This window comes from Ponticaulis koreensis DSM 19734, assembly GCF_000420665.1.
Lineage (GTDB): Bacteria > Pseudomonadota > Alphaproteobacteria > Caulobacterales > Hyphomonadaceae > Ponticaulis > Ponticaulis koreensis.
The window spans coordinates 1,777,911-1,797,835 of record NZ_ATVJ01000001.1; the positions used below are offsets into that span (position 1 = coordinate 1,777,911).

Here is a 19,925-nt window from a genome sequence, read left to right on the forward strand (position 1 = left end):
TTGATTATTTTCGCGCACTCTGAAACTAACTCAATGAGCTGAAACACGTTCTGCGGAGGGCGCCATGGAAATGGATGACGAGCGAGAGCTTCCCGCTGCACAGGAGCTCAGCGAAGACGAGATCGAGGCCGCTCGCGTTGCTGAATTAGAGGCAGCGATTGAGACTGGGCGTCAAGCTGAAGTCCTTGAAGTTCTTGAGCAATATCACCCGGCTGATGCTGCGGATGTCATTGAGGTTCTGCCGCGCAGCCTGATCGGTGCAGCAACCGACATTCTTGCCGACAGCTTCCCGACTGAAGTACTTTTGGAGATGCGGGACGAGTATCGTGAACTCGTTGTCGAGCGTCTGCCCGACGCACACCTTCAGGAGGCTCTGAACACGCTCGATACCGACGATGCAGCCATGCTGCTCGACGACCTTGAGGACGAGCGCCAGAACGACATTCTGCAAAAGCTGGAAAGCAGTGACCGTGAAGAGCTCGAACGCGCAATGTCGTTCGATGAGGAGTCAGCCGGTCGCCTCATGCAGCGCGACTTTCTCGCTGCACCAGAGTTCTGGAATGTCGGTCAAACCGTCGATCATGCTCGCGGGAATGCTGAAGAGCTTCCGGATGTCTTTTTCGAGATCTACGTGATCGACCCGACTTTCCGCGTACTTGGCTGCGTTCCATTGCACAAGATTATGCGCACTCCGCGCAACGTGCCGCTCGGCGAAATTATGGAAGAAAACAAGGTCGAAATCCCTGAGGATATGGACCAGGAAGAAGTCGCATACCTCTTCCAGAAGTACGATTTGACGTCTGCACCGGTTGTTGATGAGTCGGGCCGGCTGACGGGTATGGTGACAATCGATGACATCGTAGACGTTATTCAGGAAGAAAACCGCGAAGACCTTCTCGCGCTTTCCAACGTATCGTCTGCTGAAGCGCTGGACACTGTCCTGTCCACCTTCCGTTCGCGCGCACCATGGCTGGCGATGAACGTGCTGACGGCCTTTGTCGCGTCCATTGTGATCTCTCTCTTCGACAAAACGATAGAGACCATTGTTGCGCTGGCTGTGTTGATGCCTGTCGTCGTCGCGCTCGGAGGGAATGCGGGTTCGCAAACGCTCGCTGTTTCTGTACGTGCGCTGGCAGAGCGGGAATTGTCAGGCAACACGACGCGCCGCGCGATTATTCGTGAGGCGCTGACTGCGCTCATAAATGGTGTTGTGTTTTCTGCCGCGGTCGCTGCAATCGCTTATTTCTGGTTCAGAGACCCTGTTTTATCAGGGGTAATTGCCGTGGCGATGCTTGCAACTTTCCTTTGGGCTGGCCTGTCCGGGATTATCATTCCTCTGACATTGAAACGACTAGGTGCGGACCCGGCTGTTGCGTCTTCTGTCTTTCTCTTAACCACGGTCGATATTATCGGCTTTTTGAGCTTTCTGGGGCTTGCCACGGTCTTCCTTCTGCCGTGATTATCCGGATAGGTTCTGAAATTGCATGAGAAGCGCTCAAAGCGCCACAGTGTGCCAGAAAGAGGCAATTCATGGGTCAGACAAATCGAATATCCCAGGCAGGACTTGATCTTATCAAGAACTTCGAAGGGTTGAGGCGACGGTCGAGCAAGCTTCCGACGGGAGGCTGGATCGTGGGCTATGGACATACGCGATCTGCGCGTGAAGGCATTGAGGTTTCAGAGCGTGAAGCGGAATATCTGCTGCGCTACGATCTGCAGGAAACCGAACGCCTAGTTTGCGATGTCGTGAGGGCACCGCTGCACCAGAACGAGTTTGATGCTCTTGTGTCGCTCGCCTGGAATATTGGTGAAGAAGCCTTCCGTCACAGCGATGTTCTGAAATATGTGAATTCCGGTGAGATGCTTGCGGCGGCTGAAAGCTTTGCGGCATGGCGTAAAGCACGCATTGATGGCCATCTGATCGTTCTGGATGCGCTGGTACGTCGACGCGCCGCTGAGAAAAACCTCTTCCTCAGCCACCCTGCCGGTGCGCCTGCTGCCCCGAGCCTCGTCGTTCGCCCGGTTCTTGATTCTGCTGCGTCTGTGCTGGCGCTGTCCAACGGCGCGCTGTCCCTTGAGAACAAGCGTACTGAGGAAGCTAAAGCGACTGCACTACTTCCGGCTGCCGCGCCTGAATTGAATGCGGCGAACAGCAATGGTGAAGGCGAAGCGGAGGCTGAGTCTGAAGCGGACGTTGAAGCGGAAGTCGAAGTCGAAGAAGAAGCTGTTGCCGAAACTGCTGAAGAACCGTCTCAGGATGAAACAGATGCGGTAGAAGCCGAGCCTCAGACCATTGAGGAAACGACAGAAGAAATCGGAAACCGTGTTCGCGCAGAAGCATCTATCTGGGATGCAAGCGACGTCGTTGGCGACGAAGAGCTCGCCGACTATGACGAGATCGAAGACGATGTCGAAGATGACGGCATTGACGATACGCTTCTGGCGGCAGCAATCGCTGCATCAAACCTTTCCCGTCGTGACGATGAAGCGGAAGATGAAGCTGAACCTGTAGACGAGACTACAGAGACGGTCGCGTTCGCAACTCTGTCTGATGACGAAACAACTGCCGAGCCTGTTATGCTTCCAGACCTGGAAGCCGCTGATGAAACTGAAGCCACAGCATCTGATGATGCGCAGGAAGATGATGCGACGTTGGAGGACAACGTCGCGCGTCCTAGCTTTCTGGACGATGCAGAAGCAGAGTCAGAAGCAGAAGCTACCGCTGAAGGTGCTAAGGAAAGCGAGACAGATGCCGAGCCGGTTGAGAAGGAAATCAACTTCCTCGCGTCCGAACAGGAATCCGAGACTGAGACGAGCGCTGAAGAAGTAGAGCTCAGCGATCTCGATGAAGCTGAAGCAGACGAAGATGCTGGCGAAGCGCCAGTTACCGAAGCGCTTGGCGACGAGGACGAGGTAGAAGACACGATTAAAGCAGAACCGGTCGCGGTTGAAGGAGCCGAGATCGAAGCTGTTGCTGACGTTGAGGAAACGACGCTGGTCGAGGCTGGGGTCGTGGAAGCCGAAAATGTTTCCGAGGCCTTGGAAGAGGCAGCTGATCTGGATGAAGAGCCTGCAACACTTCTCGAAGTCTCAGAGCCTGTAGAGGACGCAGTTGTCGAAGTTGCTGAGACGGAAGTCGAGGCTGCTGAGGAGACAATTGGCGAAGTCTGGCAGGAAGGCGAAAACTTCGTCGCCGAAACGCCCGAAGAGGCAACGGAAACCGTCGAAGCGCTGGATTACACGTCCGAAGACGACGATGACCGCCGCGTGACGATTGTTGATCCGCTCGTATCTGATCACTATCCGGGCGAAGACAACGGCGTTGATGCTGATGAGGTTCACGCGCCAATTTCAGGCAGCCGCAAGTCTGCTGGTGACTTCTGGTTCGGCGTGTTCCCGTTCATTCTGCTCGCACTTCTGGGCGCTGCGATGTGTGTGTTTGGCGTCATGGATTGGGGGGGGTTGATCGGTTCTGATGAGCCCGTCGCCGACAACCAGCTTTACGCGGGTCCATTCCTGACACTGATCGGTGGTTTTGGCCTGATCTTCGGTATCTACTTTATGATCCGCAAGCTTTCCGGCGTTGAAGACTAATCAAAACCGAAATGACAATTTTAAAGAAGCCGGGCCTCGTGTCCGGCTTTTTTTATTTGCCAATGGCGTGGTGTTGAACCGGAATTACAAACTCGGCTTTCAGCCCGCCCATACCGGACTGACCGAGATAAATATCGCCGCCATGGCTACGGGCGACATCGCGTGCGATAGCGAGGCCCAGACCGACGCCTTTGATATTCTGGTTGCGTGCAGCATCGAGGCGAACAAATGGCTTAAAGGCATCCTGCAGCCTGTCTTCGGGGATGCCTGGTCCGTTATCTTCGACCGTTACGCGCGCCATATTCTTATCCTGATGAACTGTAATCATCATGGCAGAGCCATAGTCAGCTGCATTATTGATCAGGTTTGAAAGCGCCCGTTTAATCGCCAGAGGCCGGATACGGACAATGACGCCGGGCAGGGCGGTGATCGAAAGCTGCGCTCTGTCTCCCATCACGCTTGCCGCATCATGTGTGATGGTGGAGAGGTCGCAGTCTTCATAGGCTTCGCCTTCTTCACCGCGTGCGAAGGCCAGATATTCGTCGAGCATGGCCGCCATCTCATCCAGATCTTTGCGGGCCGCTTTAAGGTCGTCGGAAGGTGGCAGCAAAGCGAGCTGTAACTTCAGGCGCGTCAATGGTGTGCGCAGATCATGGCTTACGCCTGCGAGCATGGCTGTGCGTTGTTCGGCGTGGGCCACAATTCTGTCGCGCATCTGGCGGATGGCGAGCGACGCCTGACGGACTTCGGTCGCGCCTGACGGCTTCAGGTCAGCCATATCTTCGCCGCGCCCCCAGGCTTCGGCTGCCGTTGCCAGCCGCAGAACCGATTTCACCTGATTGCGCAGGAAACCGATGGTGATGATGACCAGTAGAACAGAAAAGATCGCCACCCAGGCGATGAAGTTGTGTCCGGTTGTCGCAAATGCGCGCTTCTGGTCCACGAAGAAACGGAGCATCTGATCGCCCGCTGCAGCAGGCTGTACCAGGATCTCGATTTGGGAGGCTGAATAGGCCGTGTCGAACCAAAAGGGCGTCTGCCCGAGACTGATGTCGAGTTCGTGGCGAAGTATTTCATCGCGGCTTTCGCGCCAGAATGCGCCTTCAATCGGATCGGGCAGCGGTGCACGTGGAATGAACTCGACCTCGAGACGCAGTGCATCTTCGGCGGTTCTGATGCGCTCTTGTACGGGGCGCGTGTCAGTGTCTGCGACGAGCAGCCTGGTCACTTCAGCGACTTCGCCAGCCACTGATTGAGACATTTTCCGGCTGACCTGCTGAATATGTGAGTCATAGAACAGCCATGTCATCACGATGAGCAGCAATACGAGTGGCAATAGCACCAGAAGCAGGCTGCGCGCGTAGAACCCTCGCGGTGTGAAATCTCTCAATCGAAGCATGAATCAGGCGTCCGGCATTAAGCGGTAGCCAATGCTGCGCACCGTCTGGATATGGATTGGCTCTTTCGGGTCCGGCTCGATCTTGCGACGAAGGCGCGTGATCTGAACGTCGACGGACCGGTCTGCGCCAGCACTGGTTCCATTGGCCAGCGCTTCGCGGCTGACCGGCTCACCTGCATTCTCGGCCAGAATTTTCAGGAGCTGTGTTTCTCCATCAGTCAGGCGGACCAGCTTATCACCGTCCTTCAGTTCTTCACGCATCAGATTGAAGATAAGACCTGACATTTCGATCTCTTCGACAGGCTCCTCAACAACAACACGGCGAAGTACAGCCGCAATGCGCAATGCCAGTTCTTCCGGTTCGAACGGCTTGGTGAGGTAATCGTCGGCGCCAAGCTTCAGGCCTTCAATGCGATCTGTCGTTTCGCCGCGAGCTGTGAGCATGATGACAGGGGTGGTTTTGTCCGTCTGGCGCAAATGCTCCAGCAGCTCGAACCCGTCCACTTGTGGCATCATGACGTCCAGGACAATCAGATCAAAGACGAGTTGCTCCAGTAGCTTCTTCGCCGTCACACCTCCATTTGCAGCTGTGACGTGATATCCGAGATTGCTGAGAAAACGGCGGGTGAGATCACGGATACGGTCATCATCATCAACAACAAGAATATGACTTGGCGCACGGTTCATGGTTTCGGCTGCTCCTCATGAATGCTGATGATGGTTTGTAGAAGCTCGATGGCGCCGGTAACGGACGGTTCGCCAGACTGGCGGTAAACTTGCGTCATACCCTTGCGGATTGCAGCTAGCGCGTGGTCGATCAGTCCCATGCCCTGACGCGTAAGACGCAGTGCGCGGCGCCGGGCATCGCCTTCAGCTTTCGGACGGTCAATCAGTCCTTGTTTCTCAAGCCCCGCCAGAATGCGCGCAATGGTCGGCGTCGTGCCACCCACGCGGTCTCGTAGGCTGGAGACATCTATGCCGGGTTCAAGACAGATTTCCGTAAGTACAGCCACTTCTGTCGCGGATAATCCTGCATCGGAAATTGAACGGCGCAGCTGGACTTCTATTTTGCGCGCGGCAGCCAGAAGCGTGAGCGTGCCCCTGTCTAGATTTTCCTCTGTCAGGAAAAGTCTGCCATCGAGGCGCTCCGCTCGCGGCTTATTGGGGAAAGAATTGACGCTCATTGGGCTATTTTGACACGATTTTATCGGTTTCTGCCAGTGCGATTTCCATTGCCAAGCAGGCTATAGAAGTTATTCAGTAGATCAGATACTCATACTGAGATGAACTCAGACGCATAAAGAAGGAAAAAGGCTTTGGCCCCCTACGACGATCGCGACGGCTATATCTGGATGGATGGGGAATTCGTGCCGTGGCGGGATACGAAAGTACACCTGCTGACGCACGCCCTGCATTACGCATCTTCCGTTTTTGAAGGCGAGCGCGCTTACAATGGTGTGATTTTCAAATCTCGTCTGCACTCTGAACGCCTGCATAATTCTGCGAAGATTATGGGCTTCGAAATCCCGTACACGGTCGATCAGATCGAAGACGCAAAGAAAGAAGCTCTGGCGCGTTCAGGCCTTGAAAGTGCTTACATCCGTGCGATTGCATGGCGCGGTTCTGAAATGATGGGCGTGTCTGCACAGCAGAACACAATCCACCTCGCAATTGCGGTCTGGCATTGGGGCGACTATTTCGCAGACAAGATGAAAGGCATCCGCCTCACTCACGCACAATGGCGTCGTCCGGCTCCGGACACTGCGCCATGCCACGCGAAAGCTGCTGGCCTCTACATGATCTGTACGCTCTCCAAACATGCTGCGGAGAAAGATGGATATGCTGATGCGCTGATGCTGGATTACCGCGGTCAGGTCGCTGAAGCGACAGGAGCGAACATCTTCTTCGTTCGCGATGGCGCGATTCACACGCCAACACCTGATTGCTTCCTTAACGGTCTGACCCGACAGACGGTTATCGGTCTCGCCAAAGAGCGCCAGATTGAAGTCATTGAACGCGCGATCATGCCGGATGAGCTATCGACATTCTCAGAATGCTTCATCACCGGCTCGGCGGCCGAAGTGACGCCTGTGTCAGAGATTGGCGAGCATATCTACAAGCCGTCAGACATTTCCCGGTACATGGTGGATGACTATTCCAACCTCGTTCGGGGCGTGAAGGTCTGATCCGAAGCAGAACTTAAAACAAGAAAGGCGAGCCGCGCGGCTCGCCTTTTTCTTTGTGGAAGTCGGGTGGTCTTCCCTGTGCAGGCCAGATCCTCGTGAAATCGGGCATTATATGCTCTTCAGAAAAAGTTGGCGGCCGGTGACCCGGCCGCCAGTGATCGGAGCGTATCCCGTCTCCTGAATGAACAAAAACACGTTTACCTTTTAAAAGTTAATAGGGTGACAATAAAACACGTCGAAATCTTGATTTATTAAGTTGTATATACTGTAATTGAGACTGTTTCTCAAAATTTATACATTACAAACAATGATTTAAAGCTAAAACGGTTTCCTGACTTAGTAAGTATGTTTTTTCAAAACTATGCAGAAGCGGGTGCGGCGGATAACCGCAAAAAATTTAGGGCTGGAACCTTGTGTTGTAAAAATAGCACACCATGTTTCTTGAGACGGTTGCCGCATCCTGCGGCATAGATTTTCGAAGAGTAGAGCCATGAACCCAGAAACCTATACAGAACGCGCCCGCGCGGTCATTCAGGCTGCTCAATCCTCCGCGCTTGCGGCACGCCATCAGCAATTCACGCCGGAGCATTTGCTTAAAGCAATGCTGGAGGATAAAGACCAGCTCGCTGCTAACCTTATCACGGCTGCCGGTGGACGTGCCGATCTTGTGCGCTCAGCTGTGGACGAAGCCCTGACTAAACTGCCAGCCGTTTCCGGGGTTAATGGTCAGATCTATCTCGCCAGCGAAACCGCACAGGTTTACCAGACGGCGGATAAGGATGCGAAAGCGGCAGGAGACAGCTTTGTCACTGTGGAACGCATTCTGATCGCAATTGCCAAGACACAGTGTAAGGCGGCTGACGCGCTGCGGTCTTCCGGTGCAACGCCAGAAGGTCTCCAGCAAGCTGTCGACAAGCTACGCCAGGGCCGGACAGCGGACAGTGAAAACGCCGAAGAAGGTTATGAGGCGCTTAAGAAATATGCGCGCGATCTCACTGAGGATGCCCGTTCCGGCAAGCTTGATCCCGTTATTGGCCGCGACGAAGAAATTCGCCGCACGATTCAGGTGCTTTCCCGACGTACTAAAAACAATCCTGTGCTCATTGGTGAGCCGGGTGTCGGTAAAACCGCCATTGCAGAAGGTCTCGCCCTCCGCATCATCAACGGTGATGTGCCTGAGAGCCTGAAGGATAAACGTCTCCTCGCGCTGGATATGGGCGCACTGATTGCGGGTGCGAAATTCCGCGGTGAGTTCGAAGAGCGCCTTAAGTCTGTTCTCAATGAGGTTCAGACGTCCGAGGGTGAAATCGTGCTCTTTATTGACGAGATGCACACGCTGGTCGGTGCCGGCAAGTCGGACGGCGCGATGGATGCATCCAACCTGTTAAAGCCTGCGCTTGCGCGCGGTGAACTCCATTGTGTTGGCGCAACCACGCTGGATGAGTATCGCAAATATGTTGAGAAGGACGCGGCGCTGGCCCGTCGTTTCCAGCCGGTCTTTGTTGATGAACCGACAGTGGAAGATACGATTTCTATTCTGCGCGGTTTGAAAGATCGTTATGAAGTACATCATGGCGTGCGCATTTCTGACGGTGCGATTGTGGCGGCTGCGACGCTCTCCAACCGCTACATCACAGACCGCTTCCTGCCGGATAAAGCCATCGACCTGATGGACGAGGCGGCATCGCGCCTGCGTATGCAGGTCGACTCCAAACCGGAAGAGCTGGACGAGATCGACCGCCGTCTGATGCAGCTGAAGATTGAAGCCGAAGCGCTGAAGAAAGAGAAAGACGAGGCGTCTCAGGACCGGCTTGAAAAGCTGGGCTCGGAAATCTCTGAACTTGAGACGAAGTCAGCGGAACTCACGACAGCGTGGCAGGCGGAGAAGCAGAAACTGGCCGGGTCTACCGAAGCCAAGAAGAAGCTCGACCAACTGCGTGCAGAGCTCGCTGATGCTGAACGTCGTCAGGACTGGGGCCGCGCGAGCGCGCTCAAATACGGCGAAATTCCACAGCTCGAACAGCTGGTGAAAGATGCTGAAGCGCGTGATGGCGACGGAGCTGGTGCCGAAGAAGGTCTGGTTTCTGAAGTCGTTCGATCTGAAAACATCGCGCAGGTTGTATCCAAATGGACTGGCGTGCCTGTCGACAAGATGATGGAAGGCGAACGCGAAAAACTGCTTCGTATGGAAGATGAGCTTCGCAAACGCGTTGTTGGTCAGGAAGAGGCGCTGTCGGCCGTTTCTAATGCGGTGCGTCGGTCGCGCGCAGGCTTGCAGGACCCGAACCGTCCGATCGGTTCATTCCTGTTCGTCGGCCCGACCGGTGTCGGTAAAACCGAGCTTACCAAGGCGCTTGCCGGTTTCCTGTTTGATGATGAGCAGGCGGTGCTGCGTCTCGATATGTCGGAATACATGGAGAAACACGCGGTTAGCCGTCTGATCGGCGCGCCTCCGGGCTATGTCGGTTATGATCAGGGCGGCGCGCTGACTGAAGCGGTACGTCGAAGGCCGTATCAGGTGGTTCTGTTCGACGAGGTCGAGAAGGCCCACCCGGATCTGTTCAATGTGCTGCTCCAGGTGCTAGACGATGGTCGTCTGACTGATGGTCAGGGCAAAACGGTCGACTTCAAGAACACGCTGATCATCATGACGTCTAACCTTGGCGCAGATGCTCTGGCGAATGACGATAGTGACGATGAAATCTCTGACGGCGCACGGGAGTCCGTGTCTGCAGCGATCCGGTCCCACTTCCGTCCGGAGTTTTTGAACCGTATCGATGAGACCGTGTTCTTCAAACGCCTTGGTCGTAACGAGATCGACCGGATCGTGGACATTCAGGTCGACCGTCTGGCACGTCTGCTGGCAGATCGTCAGATTGAGATTGATCTGGATCAGGCCGCTAAGACCTGGCTCGCAAATCGCGGCTATGACCCGATCTATGGCGCGCGTCCGCTCAAGCGTCTCATTCAACGTGAGCTGCAGGACCCGCTTGCTCGCCTGATCCTTGAAGGGAAGGTGAAGGATGGGGAGACTGTGAAGGTTTCTGCTGAGGCGGGTATGCTCGAACTCAACGGCATGCCGGGCTCGATGGTGAAGGGCGAACGCGCAGTTAGCTAACGCCTTTTGCGAAAGCAATTTCAGAAACGCCCTGTTCGAACGAGCAGGGCGTTTGTCTGTTCAGGGCGTTTCAACCGCTGACGAAATCTTCTCCAGCATGCGTACGATCTCGTCCTGTTCTTCGCACGTGAGTGCAGAGAGCATCGTATTCATGTTGGCTAGATCCTGCCGGATTATTGCCGCGAGCATCTCATTCCCCGCCTCGGTCAGACGATGGGCTTTTGAACGCTTGCTTGTCGGATGCGGGGTGCGTTCTACCAGCCCCTGCTTTACGAGCCTGTCCATAACCGCCTGCTGCGTCGTTGGGACGACACCGAGGAACCGCGCGACATCTGCGGCGGACGTGTCCGGATAGTCCGCCAGATAGCGCAGGGTCTGAAAGTCCAGAGGATTGTAACGCATGCGTCCTTCCGCTGACGGATACTGTTGTTCGTCGACGGTAAAAATACGCAGCAATGTATTCACGCTCTGAAGCAGGCTCTGTGCGTTCCGGCTCGTCATTTATGCAGCTCACAATTTTATGATTATACGAAGTCCGTATAATTATTGTACGTTCCTCGTATTGTTAATCACGCGGAGAGGGTAAGTCGATGAAAACTATGTCCCGGACAATTACGGCAGGTATCGTGGCGGTCACGATGGCGGCGTGCAGCGCGAATATCGCGCCTCCCGACGTGCCACCGACATATACGGGTGAGGCGCCAACCATACGAGACGGCCAGTATGCGGAATACGAAACGCGCCGCGTCTTTAACGCGCCTCTGGTCCCACTTCGTGAATTCATCGAGAGTGAGCAGCGCATTGTCGGCGCGATGGAAGAGACCGATCAGATCCGCAAACCGATCGACGTCGTTGTGGTGCACGGAGAATGGCCGCAGGAGGGCTCTGTGCGTCGTCTTGAGTTTTCGGATGGCCATTTTGCGATGGAGCGTGTTCTGGAAAACGACTTTCCAACGCTGTTCCGCTATCAAGTCTGGAATTATACGAGCGCAGCGGGCCAGAATCTGGATTATGCGCTGGGCCAGCAGGCATGGCGCGAACTGCCAGATGGTCGTAGCGAACTTGTGTGGACTTACAGGCTGAAACCTAATGCCTGGTACAAGCACCACTTTATCCAGCAGTTCGTATCAAACGATATGCGACCTCTCATGGACAATGCACTGGATACTGTCGTGGAACAGGCGCACGCGCATTTCGGAGGGGAGTAGTTTTACTCCCCACTCAATGCGGCTTCGTATTCTTCGCGGGAGAAGCGTGGCAGAGAGCACATCCATGCACCAAAGCGCCCGCCATTATTGTTCGCGAGAACGATAATGTCAGAATCGTCTGCATAGCTCACGCCGCAGGTCGGATTTCCCGGTCTGCCTGTGTGAAGATAGATTTGGCTTGTTGGATCGCCCTTGAAAACATTGGAAATCGAAATGCGCGAAATCGCACCGCCACCTTGCGGATACGGCGGTTGGCGCGGCGGTGGATTTTCAGCGTAAAAGTCGTCGCTAAATTCATCAAGCCCACGTGTATCCTCGCCAGCTTCCACCGCTTCCACATATGCTTCCAGAGCGATCGTATAGACGCGTTCATACTCAAACATGGCTTCGCTCCCATCATCAACAGGCAGCTGCCAGACGTCTTCTACATGACCGAATGCAACAAAATCGAATTCTTCAGCGTGTTGCGCGGCGTCAGCATAAGGAGGGCAAGTGCACGCCTCTGCCATGCTTGTGACCGATAGCGCAGCGGCGCTCGCTATAATGAGCTTCAGGTGTGTCGACATAAAAATCCCCCCATTCGAGAGAATGAGGGGACTACGACAATCGTCAGATGTCAAACGCGGGCGACAGCGTCGCCGCTGCGCAATCTGTTCAGCTTATGCGATTTCGACGAGTTCGAGCGCGAAAGTGAGGTCTTCGCCAGCCAGACGATGGTTTGCGTCCAGTGTAACTTCTGTTTCTGTGATCTCTTTCACAGTTACGACCATGACCTGACCGTCCGGGCCTGAAGCCTGAAGCTGCAGGCCGACTTCCAGAGGAATGTCTGCCGGAATGTTGTCGCGCGGAATAACCTGAACGGCGCGAGGGTCTGGTTGGCCATAAGCCTGATCAGCAGGAATTGTGACAGTTTTCTTCTCGCCAACCGCCATGCCTGTGACAGCTGTGTCAAAGCCTGGAATGACCTGACCGGATCCGACTGTGAACTCAAGTGGGTCACGTCCGGCGCTGGAGTCAAAGGTGGAGCCGTCATTCAGTGTACCTGTGTAGTGAATGCGGACTTTATCGCCGGCTTTTGCTTCGGACATAGGAATTCCAATTCTGTTCGGAGGTGGATTTGCAAGGCTGCGTATCTGGCGCAGGTGCTTAAGCTTATGCCAGAACCTAGTCATCACGAGCGGCGCTGTAAACGTCACAAAGTCGATAAATTCAAGGTGGCTGCTGACGTGTCTTTCTGAGCCGGATCGTTCCGCTCTCTGTGTAATGCGGCCGGCATACCGAATTGATGCACTTTGGGTTGATTATGTTTGCGCTTCTTTTTTGGGTTGCTGAGGTGCTCTATTTTGTCGAAATTCGGTGAAATTTTCTGCTTAGCGAGGGCCATACCTTAACCATGTTCATGCAGATTCAGGCCAAAAAACCATAACGGTTGGATTGAGGAAACGGACATGGACTTCAAACCTGAAGATCGGATCATTCGATTTAGCACCGGCGACAGTGAGATGGGGCAGCATATCCGCGAGATGTTGGAACCGCATCTGGAGGATATGATTAATTTCACATATCAGAATGGCACTAAACCGGTTGATGTCCTTCCGCCAGAACTCATGGCGGCTGAAAAATTCAAGTTTGGTAAGATTGTACCGGGTGATTTTGATGCCCAGTATCTCGGGGCGCAGGAGAAAATTTCTGAGCGCCTCGCACAGTCGATCGACTTCTTTGATTACATGTTTGGCTATCACGCCTATGCGACGTCACTGGTCACTACGCTGATCAATAATATGCCCAAGAAGTTCGAAAGTCAGAGAGATGCTTATGTGAAGCTGGTACTTCGTTCGGTGTTCACGGATGCTGCAGTGACGCTATGGCACTTCTTCCGCGTAGCTCAGAATGATGCGGCTAAACAGAGAGAGGAGCTTGCGCAGGCATTCGACGCAGAGGTTCGCAGCTCGTTTGAGTCTATGCGTGAGACCATTGACTCGGTGGCGCAAATGGCAAAGTCGCTTGGCGATGAAACGCGGCGTGTGCGCGAAAGCGTGAGCGGTTCAAACACAGCGCCGGATCAGGTTCAGGCCAATGTTCAGTCCGTTGCAGCAGCATCCGAAGAGCTTTCAGCGACTATTCGTGACATTTCTGGAAGCATGGAAACCAATTCCAGTCATATTGACCGCATCGCGCGCAACGTCGAAGACGTTGTCGGGACTAATACCCGTCTCATGGAAGTTACCGGTCAGATCTCCAGTGTAACAGGCCTGATCAATGGCATCGCCAATCAGACTAATCTGCTCGCGTTGAATGCGACCATTGAAGCCGCGCGAGCGGGTGAGGCAGGCAAGGGCTTTGCTATCGTCGCGCAGGAAGTGAAGAAACTTGCACAGGATACCTCGCAGGCAACCGAGCGGATTGCAGATAATATTGCCCAGCTCGAGCAAACTGTTGCGGTTATTACTGAGGCGTTGGGTGACGTTAATTCGAGTGTGAATGAAGTTACTGAAGGTGCGGCTCACATCGCTGAAGCAGTTCGCCAACAGGAGCAAAGTTCATCTGAAATTGCAGGTAATGCTGAAAACTCCAGCGTAGCGGTACGGCTTATGGCTGAGAATGCGGGTATGACGTCGCAGGTCGCAGCAAAGAGCGAGCGCCTTGCTGTTGATACGGTGGATGCTGTTCGGATGACAAATGAACACGTTGCTCGAATTGATGAGGCGATGACGCGCTTCATGTCGGCACTTCGTCAAGCTAGTTAAGCACGAAAGTGCAATTTTAACGGACCTGAGACTGAAAAAAGAAAAAACCCGTCACTGAAAAGTGGCGGGTTCTTTGTATTCGGAGGGTGTCGGTGTCTATTCGAACGTAGACTCTTCACCTTCTTCCAGCTGAGAAGAGCTGGCGAATAGAGTTTCTGTCTCGTTTACACCGCGAATACGGTCGATCTCGGCTCGTGCTTCGTTGAACTCTTCAAGAAGAGGACCTTCAAGCTGGCGACCTGTTGGCAGGTCGAGAGACATTGCGTTGATATGGTTGCCATTCTCCAGCACCTCATAGTGGAGGTGAGGGCCGGTGGAGGCGCCTGTAGAGCCGACATAACCGATAATGTCACCTTGCTGCACGCGGACGCCGGAGCGGATGCCCGGGCCGTAGCCGTTCAGGTGAGCATAAGCCGTCTGGTAGCCGTTTGCGTGACGAATACGAACATAGTTTCCGTATGTGCCAAAGCGGGACGCGCGCTCAATAGTGCCGTTACCCGCCGCCATGACCGGTGTGCCGGTTGGTGCAGCGAAGTCGGTACCCTTATGCAGGCGGGTGTAGCCGGAGATCGGGTGTGTTCGGTAGCCGAAGTTGGATGAAAGACGCGCGCCGTTGATTGGCGTTTTCATCAGGAACTTACGGGCTGCTTCGCCTTCAGCGTCGAAATAGTCGGTGATGCCATCATCAGATGGTGTGAAGCGGTAGAATTCGCGATCGGTTGCGTAACCGTCCAGCGCTGCAAACAGAATGTCGCCGCTGCGGATATAGTTGCCGCGCTCGTCGACATACTCTTCGAATACGATCTCGAATTCGTCGCCAACACGCATTTCACGTTGAAAGTCGACGTCATAAGCGTAGATCTGAGCAAAATCGAAAACCTGCGCATCGTGTGCGCCAGCGTCGAGTGCTGCTTCGTAAAGGCTTGTCTGAACTGTGCCAGATACGCGGCGTGTCACCGGCATAAGGCGTGTGTGCAGTTCGTGAGCGGTAAAGCCGCCATCAGATGTGCGCGACACAACGAGGCTTGCTTCAGAAGCGTGCTTGAGTGTGAGGCCGATCAGGCGAACAGCGTCAGGGTCTTCTTCAGTTGGTGAAGCTTCAACGTGGGCTGTGACTTCAAGCCCGGGACGGACGCGGCGCGGGTCGATAAACTCTTCATCATAAAGAGAGTAGAGCGCGGAGTTGGCTTCAGAGCGGCTCACGCCAAGGCGGTCCATCAGGTCCGTAAGTGTGTCACGTGGCTGAAGTTCGTCTGTACGTTCGTAAATCTGTGGGAGTGGTTCCAGTTCCTGGAAAGACGTAAGAATGAGCTGAGGCTCTTCTGGGGCTTCTGAAATTTGTGGCGCTTCGAGGGAGGCAAGATAAACATCAGCCTCTGTTGAAGGGGATGAAGTAAGAGCTGACCAGCTCATTACACCAATGCCGCCAATTGCAATCGCTAATACGCCGATTGAGAGTTTAAGCCGACCAGAACCTGATGTTTTGGTAGTTTCCGACTTTGGATCAAATACTCCGACCACGTGGACACTCCGCTTTTTGTGTAAAGAAAACACACTCACTCGTAAAAATTCACAAGAAACGTTAACAATGAGCCAATTTATTCACGAATTATGCCAATATACATGGCTCATAGTTAAACACTTCAGCGGCTGGGTATGACTTCTGATAACACAATACCTAAACGACGTTTGAAACGTCGTTACTGGCTTTTATTGGCCGTTGGCGTTGGACTGGTCGTCATCCCTGCTTCTTTTTGGCTTTTCCGCATTCCGATTGCAGAAATAGCTGTTCGTCAAGTGTGTAACGATAGAGGAATTAACTGTTCGGTTCAAATAGACCAATTAAACTTCAGTTCTGTTAGTTTTTATGAACTCGAATTAACCAAAGACGGCGTAGAACCGGTCACTGCAGAGCGACTCGCTTTGACGATGGACTGGAATGGCTGGTTCAGCCCTGCGGTCACATCGGTCAGTGTTTTTGAGCCACACCTGACCGTCGACACACGCGGTGGCGAGGTAAAAGTTGCCATGCTTGAGGCACTTCAGTCCGGCGAGAGCTCCGGTTCGTCTGGCATGGAGTTACCACCTTTTGCCATTGAAGACGGTCGGCTCACTGTTTTGACTGATGCCGGGCCTGTGACAGGCACAGTCTCATCTTCTGGCGCTCTGCAGCGGGAAATTACGTCTAATATAACGTTAGAACCTGCTCAGCTTGCTATGGATGGTCACCAGCTGGATCTGAGAAGCGCGCACGCAGACCTTATTATTGCTGAAGGGCGTATCTCGGGTCAGGTCGAAATCGATCTACGTACAGCAGAGCTTGAAACCGTATCCTTTGCTGACGTGGTGCTTGAAGCGAACATAACGCCGGCGAACGACCATGAGTATGAAGCGAACTGGCAAATGCGCGCTGAACATCTGTCGCGCCCGGGTCAGAGCGGGCGAGGCATTCAATCTGACGGGCTTGTTCGGCTCACCTTCACAGGCGGGGAGGTCTCTACAGAAAACCTGTTGCTGGACGCAGTTGATGCAACGCTGTCCCTGTCGAGTTTCAACGCGGGCAGTCTGAACGGCGGGCAGGTCGCAGCCCAGTTGCGTCTTGATGCTGAAGGCGAGCGCCTTGTCGGTGAGATCGCAGGCACATCCCGGCTTGAGCTTGTGAATGTCATGCGTGCAGAGCGGTCCGTTCTGACCGGCAATCTCTCATTGGACAGGACTGCGCTGTTCAACGGTGCAGGGTCTTTGGAAGGCGTCGTGAGTGTGACCGATGCCGCGCTCGAGCCCGCATTCCGGCAGACACTGTTCAGCAGCTTTACCTTGCCACAGCCATTTACCGCCCATGCGCAGAAGGTTCAGGGCAGCCTTCTGAATCTCGCCAGCGGCTTTTCTACCGGCCTGGAATTTGAAGCCGGCTTTACCTTCATGCCGTTCACCTATGAGCTGAATGCTCTGCGTCCCGGCAATATTCAGGGCGATGCGCGGAGTGAAATTCTGCGCATTGGAACAACTGGCACCGACCCTTGGCTGCATATAGACGATGACCAATTCGTGGTGCAGGGCGATTTGCAGTTCTCGGCGCCGCGCTCCGGTGTCAACCTCTCGGCAAACCGGCTCGGGTTGATGCTGGACAGGACAGACAATGCGTTGCAGCTCTCTACGCGTCGCCTGCATCTTGATGAGATTGAGGCCGAAGGTCGTGAGATCATGATCGATTTTTCGCGAACGGACTTTCAGTCGAGTGAAAGTCAACGCAGCCTTTCTGCAGACGGTCACATTCATTTCACGGGCGATGCATTCGGTTTCGACTTTGAAGATGCTGAAGTTCGTGCGCGAGTTCAGGGTTTTGATGCCGGCAATGGCTGGAACTTCCGGTCCGAACGTGACAATTGCCTGGGTCTGGACTTTGAAACGGCAGCCCTTCCGACCGTCGCTTTTGGCCCGGCTGCGCTGGAGCTGTGTGCGCCGAACGATCTGCTATTTGTTCAACAGGGCAGCGCTTTTTCCGGCGGCTTTCTGACCGAAGCGATAGACATTCCGTTCTATACCGGTTTTGCGGCGGGCAGCATTTCGCTTCAGAATCCTCAGATTATCTGGCGGTATGACAGCGTGCTCGATCTGGAACTCGCAGGGGATAACCTCATGATCCCAATGCGGCTCGCGATTGAAGAAGCCGGACGGGCCGCACATTTCCGTTCCGAATTTGCGTCGACAGCGCTCGCTACGGATGAGCGTGGGTTGAATGTCCGTTTTGATCTGACGGACAATGATGCATCTCTGGAAGACCTGCCAGTGGATATTGAAGTCGCCGAAATACAGGGCAGCGGACACGCTGGCGCTGGCGGGCTTAATATCGACTACACCATCCTGGGTGCACTCTTTACCGATAGTATGAACGAGCCGGTCAACGCGTATTATCAGCCGCTGGTGCTCAACGGGTCGGGTGAGTTGTCTGCAGAAGGAATCTCATTGGACGGGCGCCTCAGGCTTTCCGATCAAACGGCCTTTATTGGCGATGTGAGTGCTATTCACTGGTTTTCATCTAACCGTGGGTCTGCGGTGCTCGAAAATGGGGCACTGACCTTTGAGGCTGGCGGGCTCCAATTGCATGATTTATCGGAACGGTTGCGCGGTCTGGCGGTGAACGCTGAGGGTGCTCTTCTGCCCTTAGCGCAGTTCAGTTGGCAGGACGGTGTCATTGAGTCTACGGGGCAGATCGAGGTTGACGGGTTGTCCTTTGATACCTTCCGGCTCGGCCGATTGAACGGTCTGTCCGGCACATTGAACTTTACTGATCTGATGGGCTTTCGAACGGCTGAGGCGCAGCGTCTCACGCTGGACGAATTTCGCTTCACACCAACGCTTATTCTGAATAATGGCGTGGCCGATGTCTCACTGCTCGGTCCGGACGGATTTTCTATAGAGCACGCTGAATGGCCATTTGTCGGTGGCCGTATATTGATCGAGCCAACAATCTGGAATTTCGACGAGCCGAGCCAGATGGTCATCATCGAGGCGGACAAGTGGGATTTACATTCCTTGCTGGGCCTGTTTTCGCTCAATGATCTGGATATTGCAGGGCGCGCGTCAGGCAGGTTCCCAATCGAGATTGTCGGGGCGAATGCTTATCTGCGCGACGCCTTTTTGCGTTCAATCGAGGACGGCACTTTGAGCTACCGGGGGGATGTGGGCGAGTCTGCTTCGACGGCGAACGAATATGCGGGCATGGCATTTGATGCGCTGCGCAACTTCGAATACGAAGTTCTCGGCGTCAGCGCGAATGGCAACCTTGTGGGTAACATCGTTCTGGGGCTTCAAATGCAGGGGCATAATCCGGACGTATTGGATGGCCAGTTATTCAAGCTCAATATTTCGATCGATTCAGAGCTCGCAGAACTTGTTCATGCTGGGTCAATGTCCGCTTCAGTACAATCCACTCAAGACATGATCACTGATCTGATCAGAGAGGAACGGGAATCGCAACAGAATGATTGACCAGTCGCAACGGACGCGTGAAGGTCGTCATCTGACAGGAGACTTAGGTGTGAGACTTTTAATCACAATTGTACCTTTGCTGGCATGCGCATGCACGCCAACAGTTCGAGTAGCTGCGCCGACCGAGCCGATAACGATCAACCTCAATGTTCGTATCGACCAGGAAGTCCGGGTTCGTCTGGACCGGGAGGTTGAAGAACTGATCGCTGATAATCCGGATCTGTTCTGACGGGAGTATGGTAAAATGAAATGGTTCAAAACTGCACTGACCGCCATGATTGCGGGCCTCGCACTGCTCGTCAGCCCTGCACAGGCACTTGATCCGCTCCTAGAGCGCGCAATGGATCAGGGCGTGGTGGGCGAACGCATTGATGGCTATATTGGCATTATCGGTGGCGCAGACGCTGCGGTGATGCGCAAGGTGGATGAAGTGAATGCTGGCCGCCGGGCTGCTTACGCCAATATGGCGGCACGCGAAGGCGTCAATATTTCAGATGTTGCACGCATTACGGGTGAGCGCCTCGTCGCGGCACAGCCATCGGGACATTATGTCTACGATGATACTGGCCGATGGGTGGTAAAACCCTGATCCATGATCAAAAAAGTACTTATTGTTTCCGGCCTCGGGTTTGCAGTTTTCCTGCTCGGGGTCGGATTTATTGTCTTCTCCAATATTGATGG

The 19,925-nt window shown here is 54.2% G+C and carries 16 protein-coding genes; 9 read left to right on the forward strand and 7 right to left on the reverse strand.

Going from position 1 to position 19,925, the window contains the following annotated elements; genetic code table 11:
* Window positions 1-64: 64 nt before the first annotated feature.
* Together mgtE and G523_RS20285 are read left to right on the forward strand one after the other, a co-directional pair.
* Window positions 65-1,459, forward strand: a complete 1,395-nt coding sequence (gene mgtE / locus G523_RS18730; protein WP_022694750.1) for a magnesium transporter — start codon at window positions 65-67, stop codon at window positions 1,457-1,459.
* 71 nt (window positions 1,460-1,530) lie between these two features.
* Window positions 1,531-3,594 carry a lysozyme gene (locus G523_RS20285; protein ID WP_022694751.1) on the forward strand — a complete coding sequence of 688 codons (2,064 nt, stop codon included), beginning with the start codon at window positions 1,531-1,533 and terminating at the stop codon, window positions 3,592-3,594.
* A gap of 52 nt (window positions 3,595-3,646) precedes the next feature.
* Here G523_RS20285 and G523_RS0109150 read toward each other — a convergent pair whose 3' ends face one another.
* From G523_RS0109150 to G523_RS0109160, 3 genes are read right to left on the reverse strand one after another with little or no spacing between them, the layout of a single operon-like run.
* Entirely contained in the window at window positions 3,647-4,993 is a 1,347-nt protein-coding gene (locus tag G523_RS0109150; RefSeq protein WP_022694752.1) for an ATP-binding protein, read from the reverse strand.
* 3 nt (window positions 4,994-4,996) lie between these two features.
* The gene (locus tag G523_RS0109155) at window positions 4,997-5,680 is read right to left on the reverse strand and encodes a response regulator (protein WP_022694753.1); all 684 of its coding nucleotides are present in this window, start codon (window positions 5,678-5,680) and stop codon (window positions 4,997-4,999) included.
* The gene (locus G523_RS0109160) at window positions 5,677-6,177 is read right to left on the reverse strand and encodes a MarR family winged helix-turn-helix transcriptional regulator (RefSeq protein ID WP_022694754.1); all 501 of its coding nucleotides are present in this window, start codon (window positions 6,175-6,177) and stop codon (window positions 5,677-5,679) included. The genes G523_RS0109155 and G523_RS0109160 overlap by 4 nt, the downstream gene beginning before the upstream one ends.
* A gap of 132 nt (window positions 6,178-6,309) precedes the next feature.
* Here G523_RS0109160 and G523_RS0109165 point away from each other — a divergent pair, with 132 nt between their 5' ends.
* The gene (locus G523_RS0109165; RefSeq protein WP_022694755.1) at window positions 6,310-7,179 is read left to right on the forward strand and encodes a branched-chain amino acid aminotransferase; all 870 of its coding nucleotides are present in this window, start codon (window positions 6,310-6,312) and stop codon (window positions 7,177-7,179) included.
* Between the two features lie 490 nt (window positions 7,180-7,669).
* Window positions 7,670-10,297 carry an ATP-dependent chaperone ClpB gene (gene clpB / locus G523_RS0109170; protein WP_022694756.1) on the forward strand — a complete coding sequence of 876 codons (2,628 nt, stop codon included), beginning with the start codon at window positions 7,670-7,672 and terminating at the stop codon, window positions 10,295-10,297.
* A gap of 60 nt (window positions 10,298-10,357) precedes the next feature.
* Here the strand turns inward: clpB and G523_RS20290 are convergent, their stop codons facing one another.
* A complete protein-coding gene (locus G523_RS20290) occupies window positions 10,358-10,798 on the reverse strand; it encodes a MarR family winged helix-turn-helix transcriptional regulator (protein ID WP_022694757.1) in 441 nt (146 codons plus the stop codon).
* Between the two features lie 89 nt (window positions 10,799-10,887).
* Here G523_RS20290 and G523_RS0109180 point away from each other — a divergent pair, with 89 nt between their 5' ends.
* Window positions 10,888-11,505, forward strand: a complete 618-nt coding sequence (locus G523_RS0109180) for a hypothetical protein (protein WP_022694758.1) — start codon at window positions 10,888-10,890, stop codon at window positions 11,503-11,505.
* Window positions 11,506-11,507: 2 nt separating this feature from the next.
* Here G523_RS0109180 and G523_RS0109185 read toward each other — a convergent pair whose 3' ends face one another.
* Both G523_RS0109185 and G523_RS0109190 read right to left on the reverse strand, forming a co-directional pair.
* Window positions 11,508-12,071 carry a hypothetical protein gene (locus G523_RS0109185; RefSeq protein ID WP_022694759.1) on the reverse strand — a complete coding sequence of 188 codons (564 nt, stop codon included), beginning with the start codon at window positions 12,069-12,071 and terminating at the stop codon, window positions 11,508-11,510.
* Between the two features lie 93 nt (window positions 12,072-12,164).
* Window positions 12,165-12,593, reverse strand: coding sequence for an FKBP-type peptidyl-prolyl cis-trans isomerase (locus G523_RS0109190; protein WP_022694760.1), 429 nt, complete (start codon window positions 12,591-12,593; stop codon window positions 12,165-12,167).
* Window positions 12,594-12,953: 360 nt separating this feature from the next.
* Here G523_RS0109190 and G523_RS20295 point away from each other — a divergent pair, with 360 nt between their 5' ends.
* Window positions 12,954-14,252, forward strand: a complete 1,299-nt coding sequence (locus tag G523_RS20295; RefSeq protein WP_022694761.1) for a methyl-accepting chemotaxis protein — start codon at window positions 12,954-12,956, stop codon at window positions 14,250-14,252.
* Between the two features lie 96 nt (window positions 14,253-14,348).
* Here G523_RS20295 and G523_RS18750 read toward each other — a convergent pair whose 3' ends face one another.
* Window positions 14,349-15,773, reverse strand: coding sequence for a M23 family metallopeptidase (locus G523_RS18750; RefSeq protein WP_022694762.1), 1,425 nt, complete (start codon window positions 15,771-15,773; stop codon window positions 14,349-14,351).
* A gap of 135 nt (window positions 15,774-15,908) precedes the next feature.
* On the opposite strand from G523_RS18750, the gene G523_RS0109205 reads away from it, so the two are divergent.
* From G523_RS0109205 to G523_RS18755, 3 genes are read left to right on the forward strand one after another with little or no spacing between them, the layout of a single operon-like run.
* Window positions 15,909-19,244 (forward strand): intermembrane phospholipid transport protein YdbH family protein, encoded by a 3,336-nt coding sequence (locus tag G523_RS0109205; RefSeq protein WP_081648748.1) that lies wholly within the window; start codon window positions 15,909-15,911, stop codon window positions 19,242-19,244.
* Between the two features lie 49 nt (window positions 19,245-19,293).
* Window positions 19,294-19,473, forward strand: a complete 180-nt coding sequence (locus tag G523_RS0109210) for a YnbE family lipoprotein (protein WP_027441594.1) — start codon at window positions 19,294-19,296, stop codon at window positions 19,471-19,473.
* 15 nt (window positions 19,474-19,488) lie between these two features.
* Window positions 19,489-19,833 (forward strand): YdbL family protein, encoded by a 345-nt coding sequence (locus G523_RS18755; protein WP_022694765.1) that lies wholly within the window; start codon window positions 19,489-19,491, stop codon window positions 19,831-19,833.
* Window positions 19,834-19,925: the final 92 nt, after the last annotated feature.

Bases quoted from the DNA above. Each gene is read 5' to 3' on its own strand.
- G523_RS18755 (WP_022694765.1), top strand. From the start codon at position 19,489: ATGAAATGGTTCAAAACTGCACTGACCGCCATGATTGCGGGCCTCGCA.
- G523_RS0109160 (WP_022694754.1), bottom strand. From the start codon at position 6,177: ATGAGCGTCAATTCTTTCCCCAATAAGCCGCGAGCGGAGCGCCTCGAT.
- G523_RS0109150 (WP_022694752.1), bottom strand. From the start codon at position 4,993: ATGCTTCGATTGAGAGATTTCACACCGCGAGGGTTCTACGCGCGCAGC.
- G523_RS0109180 (WP_022694758.1), top strand. From the start codon at position 10,888: ATGAAAACTATGTCCCGGACAATTACGGCAGGTATCGTGGCGGTCACG.
- G523_RS20285 (WP_022694751.1), top strand. From the start codon at position 1,531: ATGGGTCAGACAAATCGAATATCCCAGGCAGGACTTGATCTTATCAAG.
- G523_RS0109190 (WP_022694760.1), bottom strand. From the start codon at position 12,593: ATGTCCGAAGCAAAAGCCGGCGATAAAGTCCGCATTCACTACACAGGT.
- G523_RS0109155 (WP_022694753.1), bottom strand. From the start codon at position 5,680: ATGAACCGTGCGCCAAGTCATATTCTTGTTGTTGATGATGATGACCGT.
- mgtE (WP_022694750.1), top strand. From the start codon at position 65: ATGGAAATGGATGACGAGCGAGAGCTTCCCGCTGCACAGGAGCTCAGC.
- G523_RS0109205 (WP_081648748.1), top strand. From the start codon at position 15,909: ATGACTTCTGATAACACAATACCTAAACGACGTTTGAAACGTCGTTAC.
- clpB (WP_022694756.1), top strand. From the start codon at position 7,670: ATGAACCCAGAAACCTATACAGAACGCGCCCGCGCGGTCATTCAGGCT.
- G523_RS20295 (WP_022694761.1), top strand. From the start codon at position 12,954: ATGGACTTCAAACCTGAAGATCGGATCATTCGATTTAGCACCGGCGAC.
- G523_RS20290 (WP_022694757.1), bottom strand. From the start codon at position 10,798: ATGACGAGCCGGAACGCACAGAGCCTGCTTCAGAGCGTGAATACATTG.
- G523_RS0109185 (WP_022694759.1), bottom strand. From the start codon at position 12,071: ATGTCGACACACCTGAAGCTCATTATAGCGAGCGCCGCTGCGCTATCG.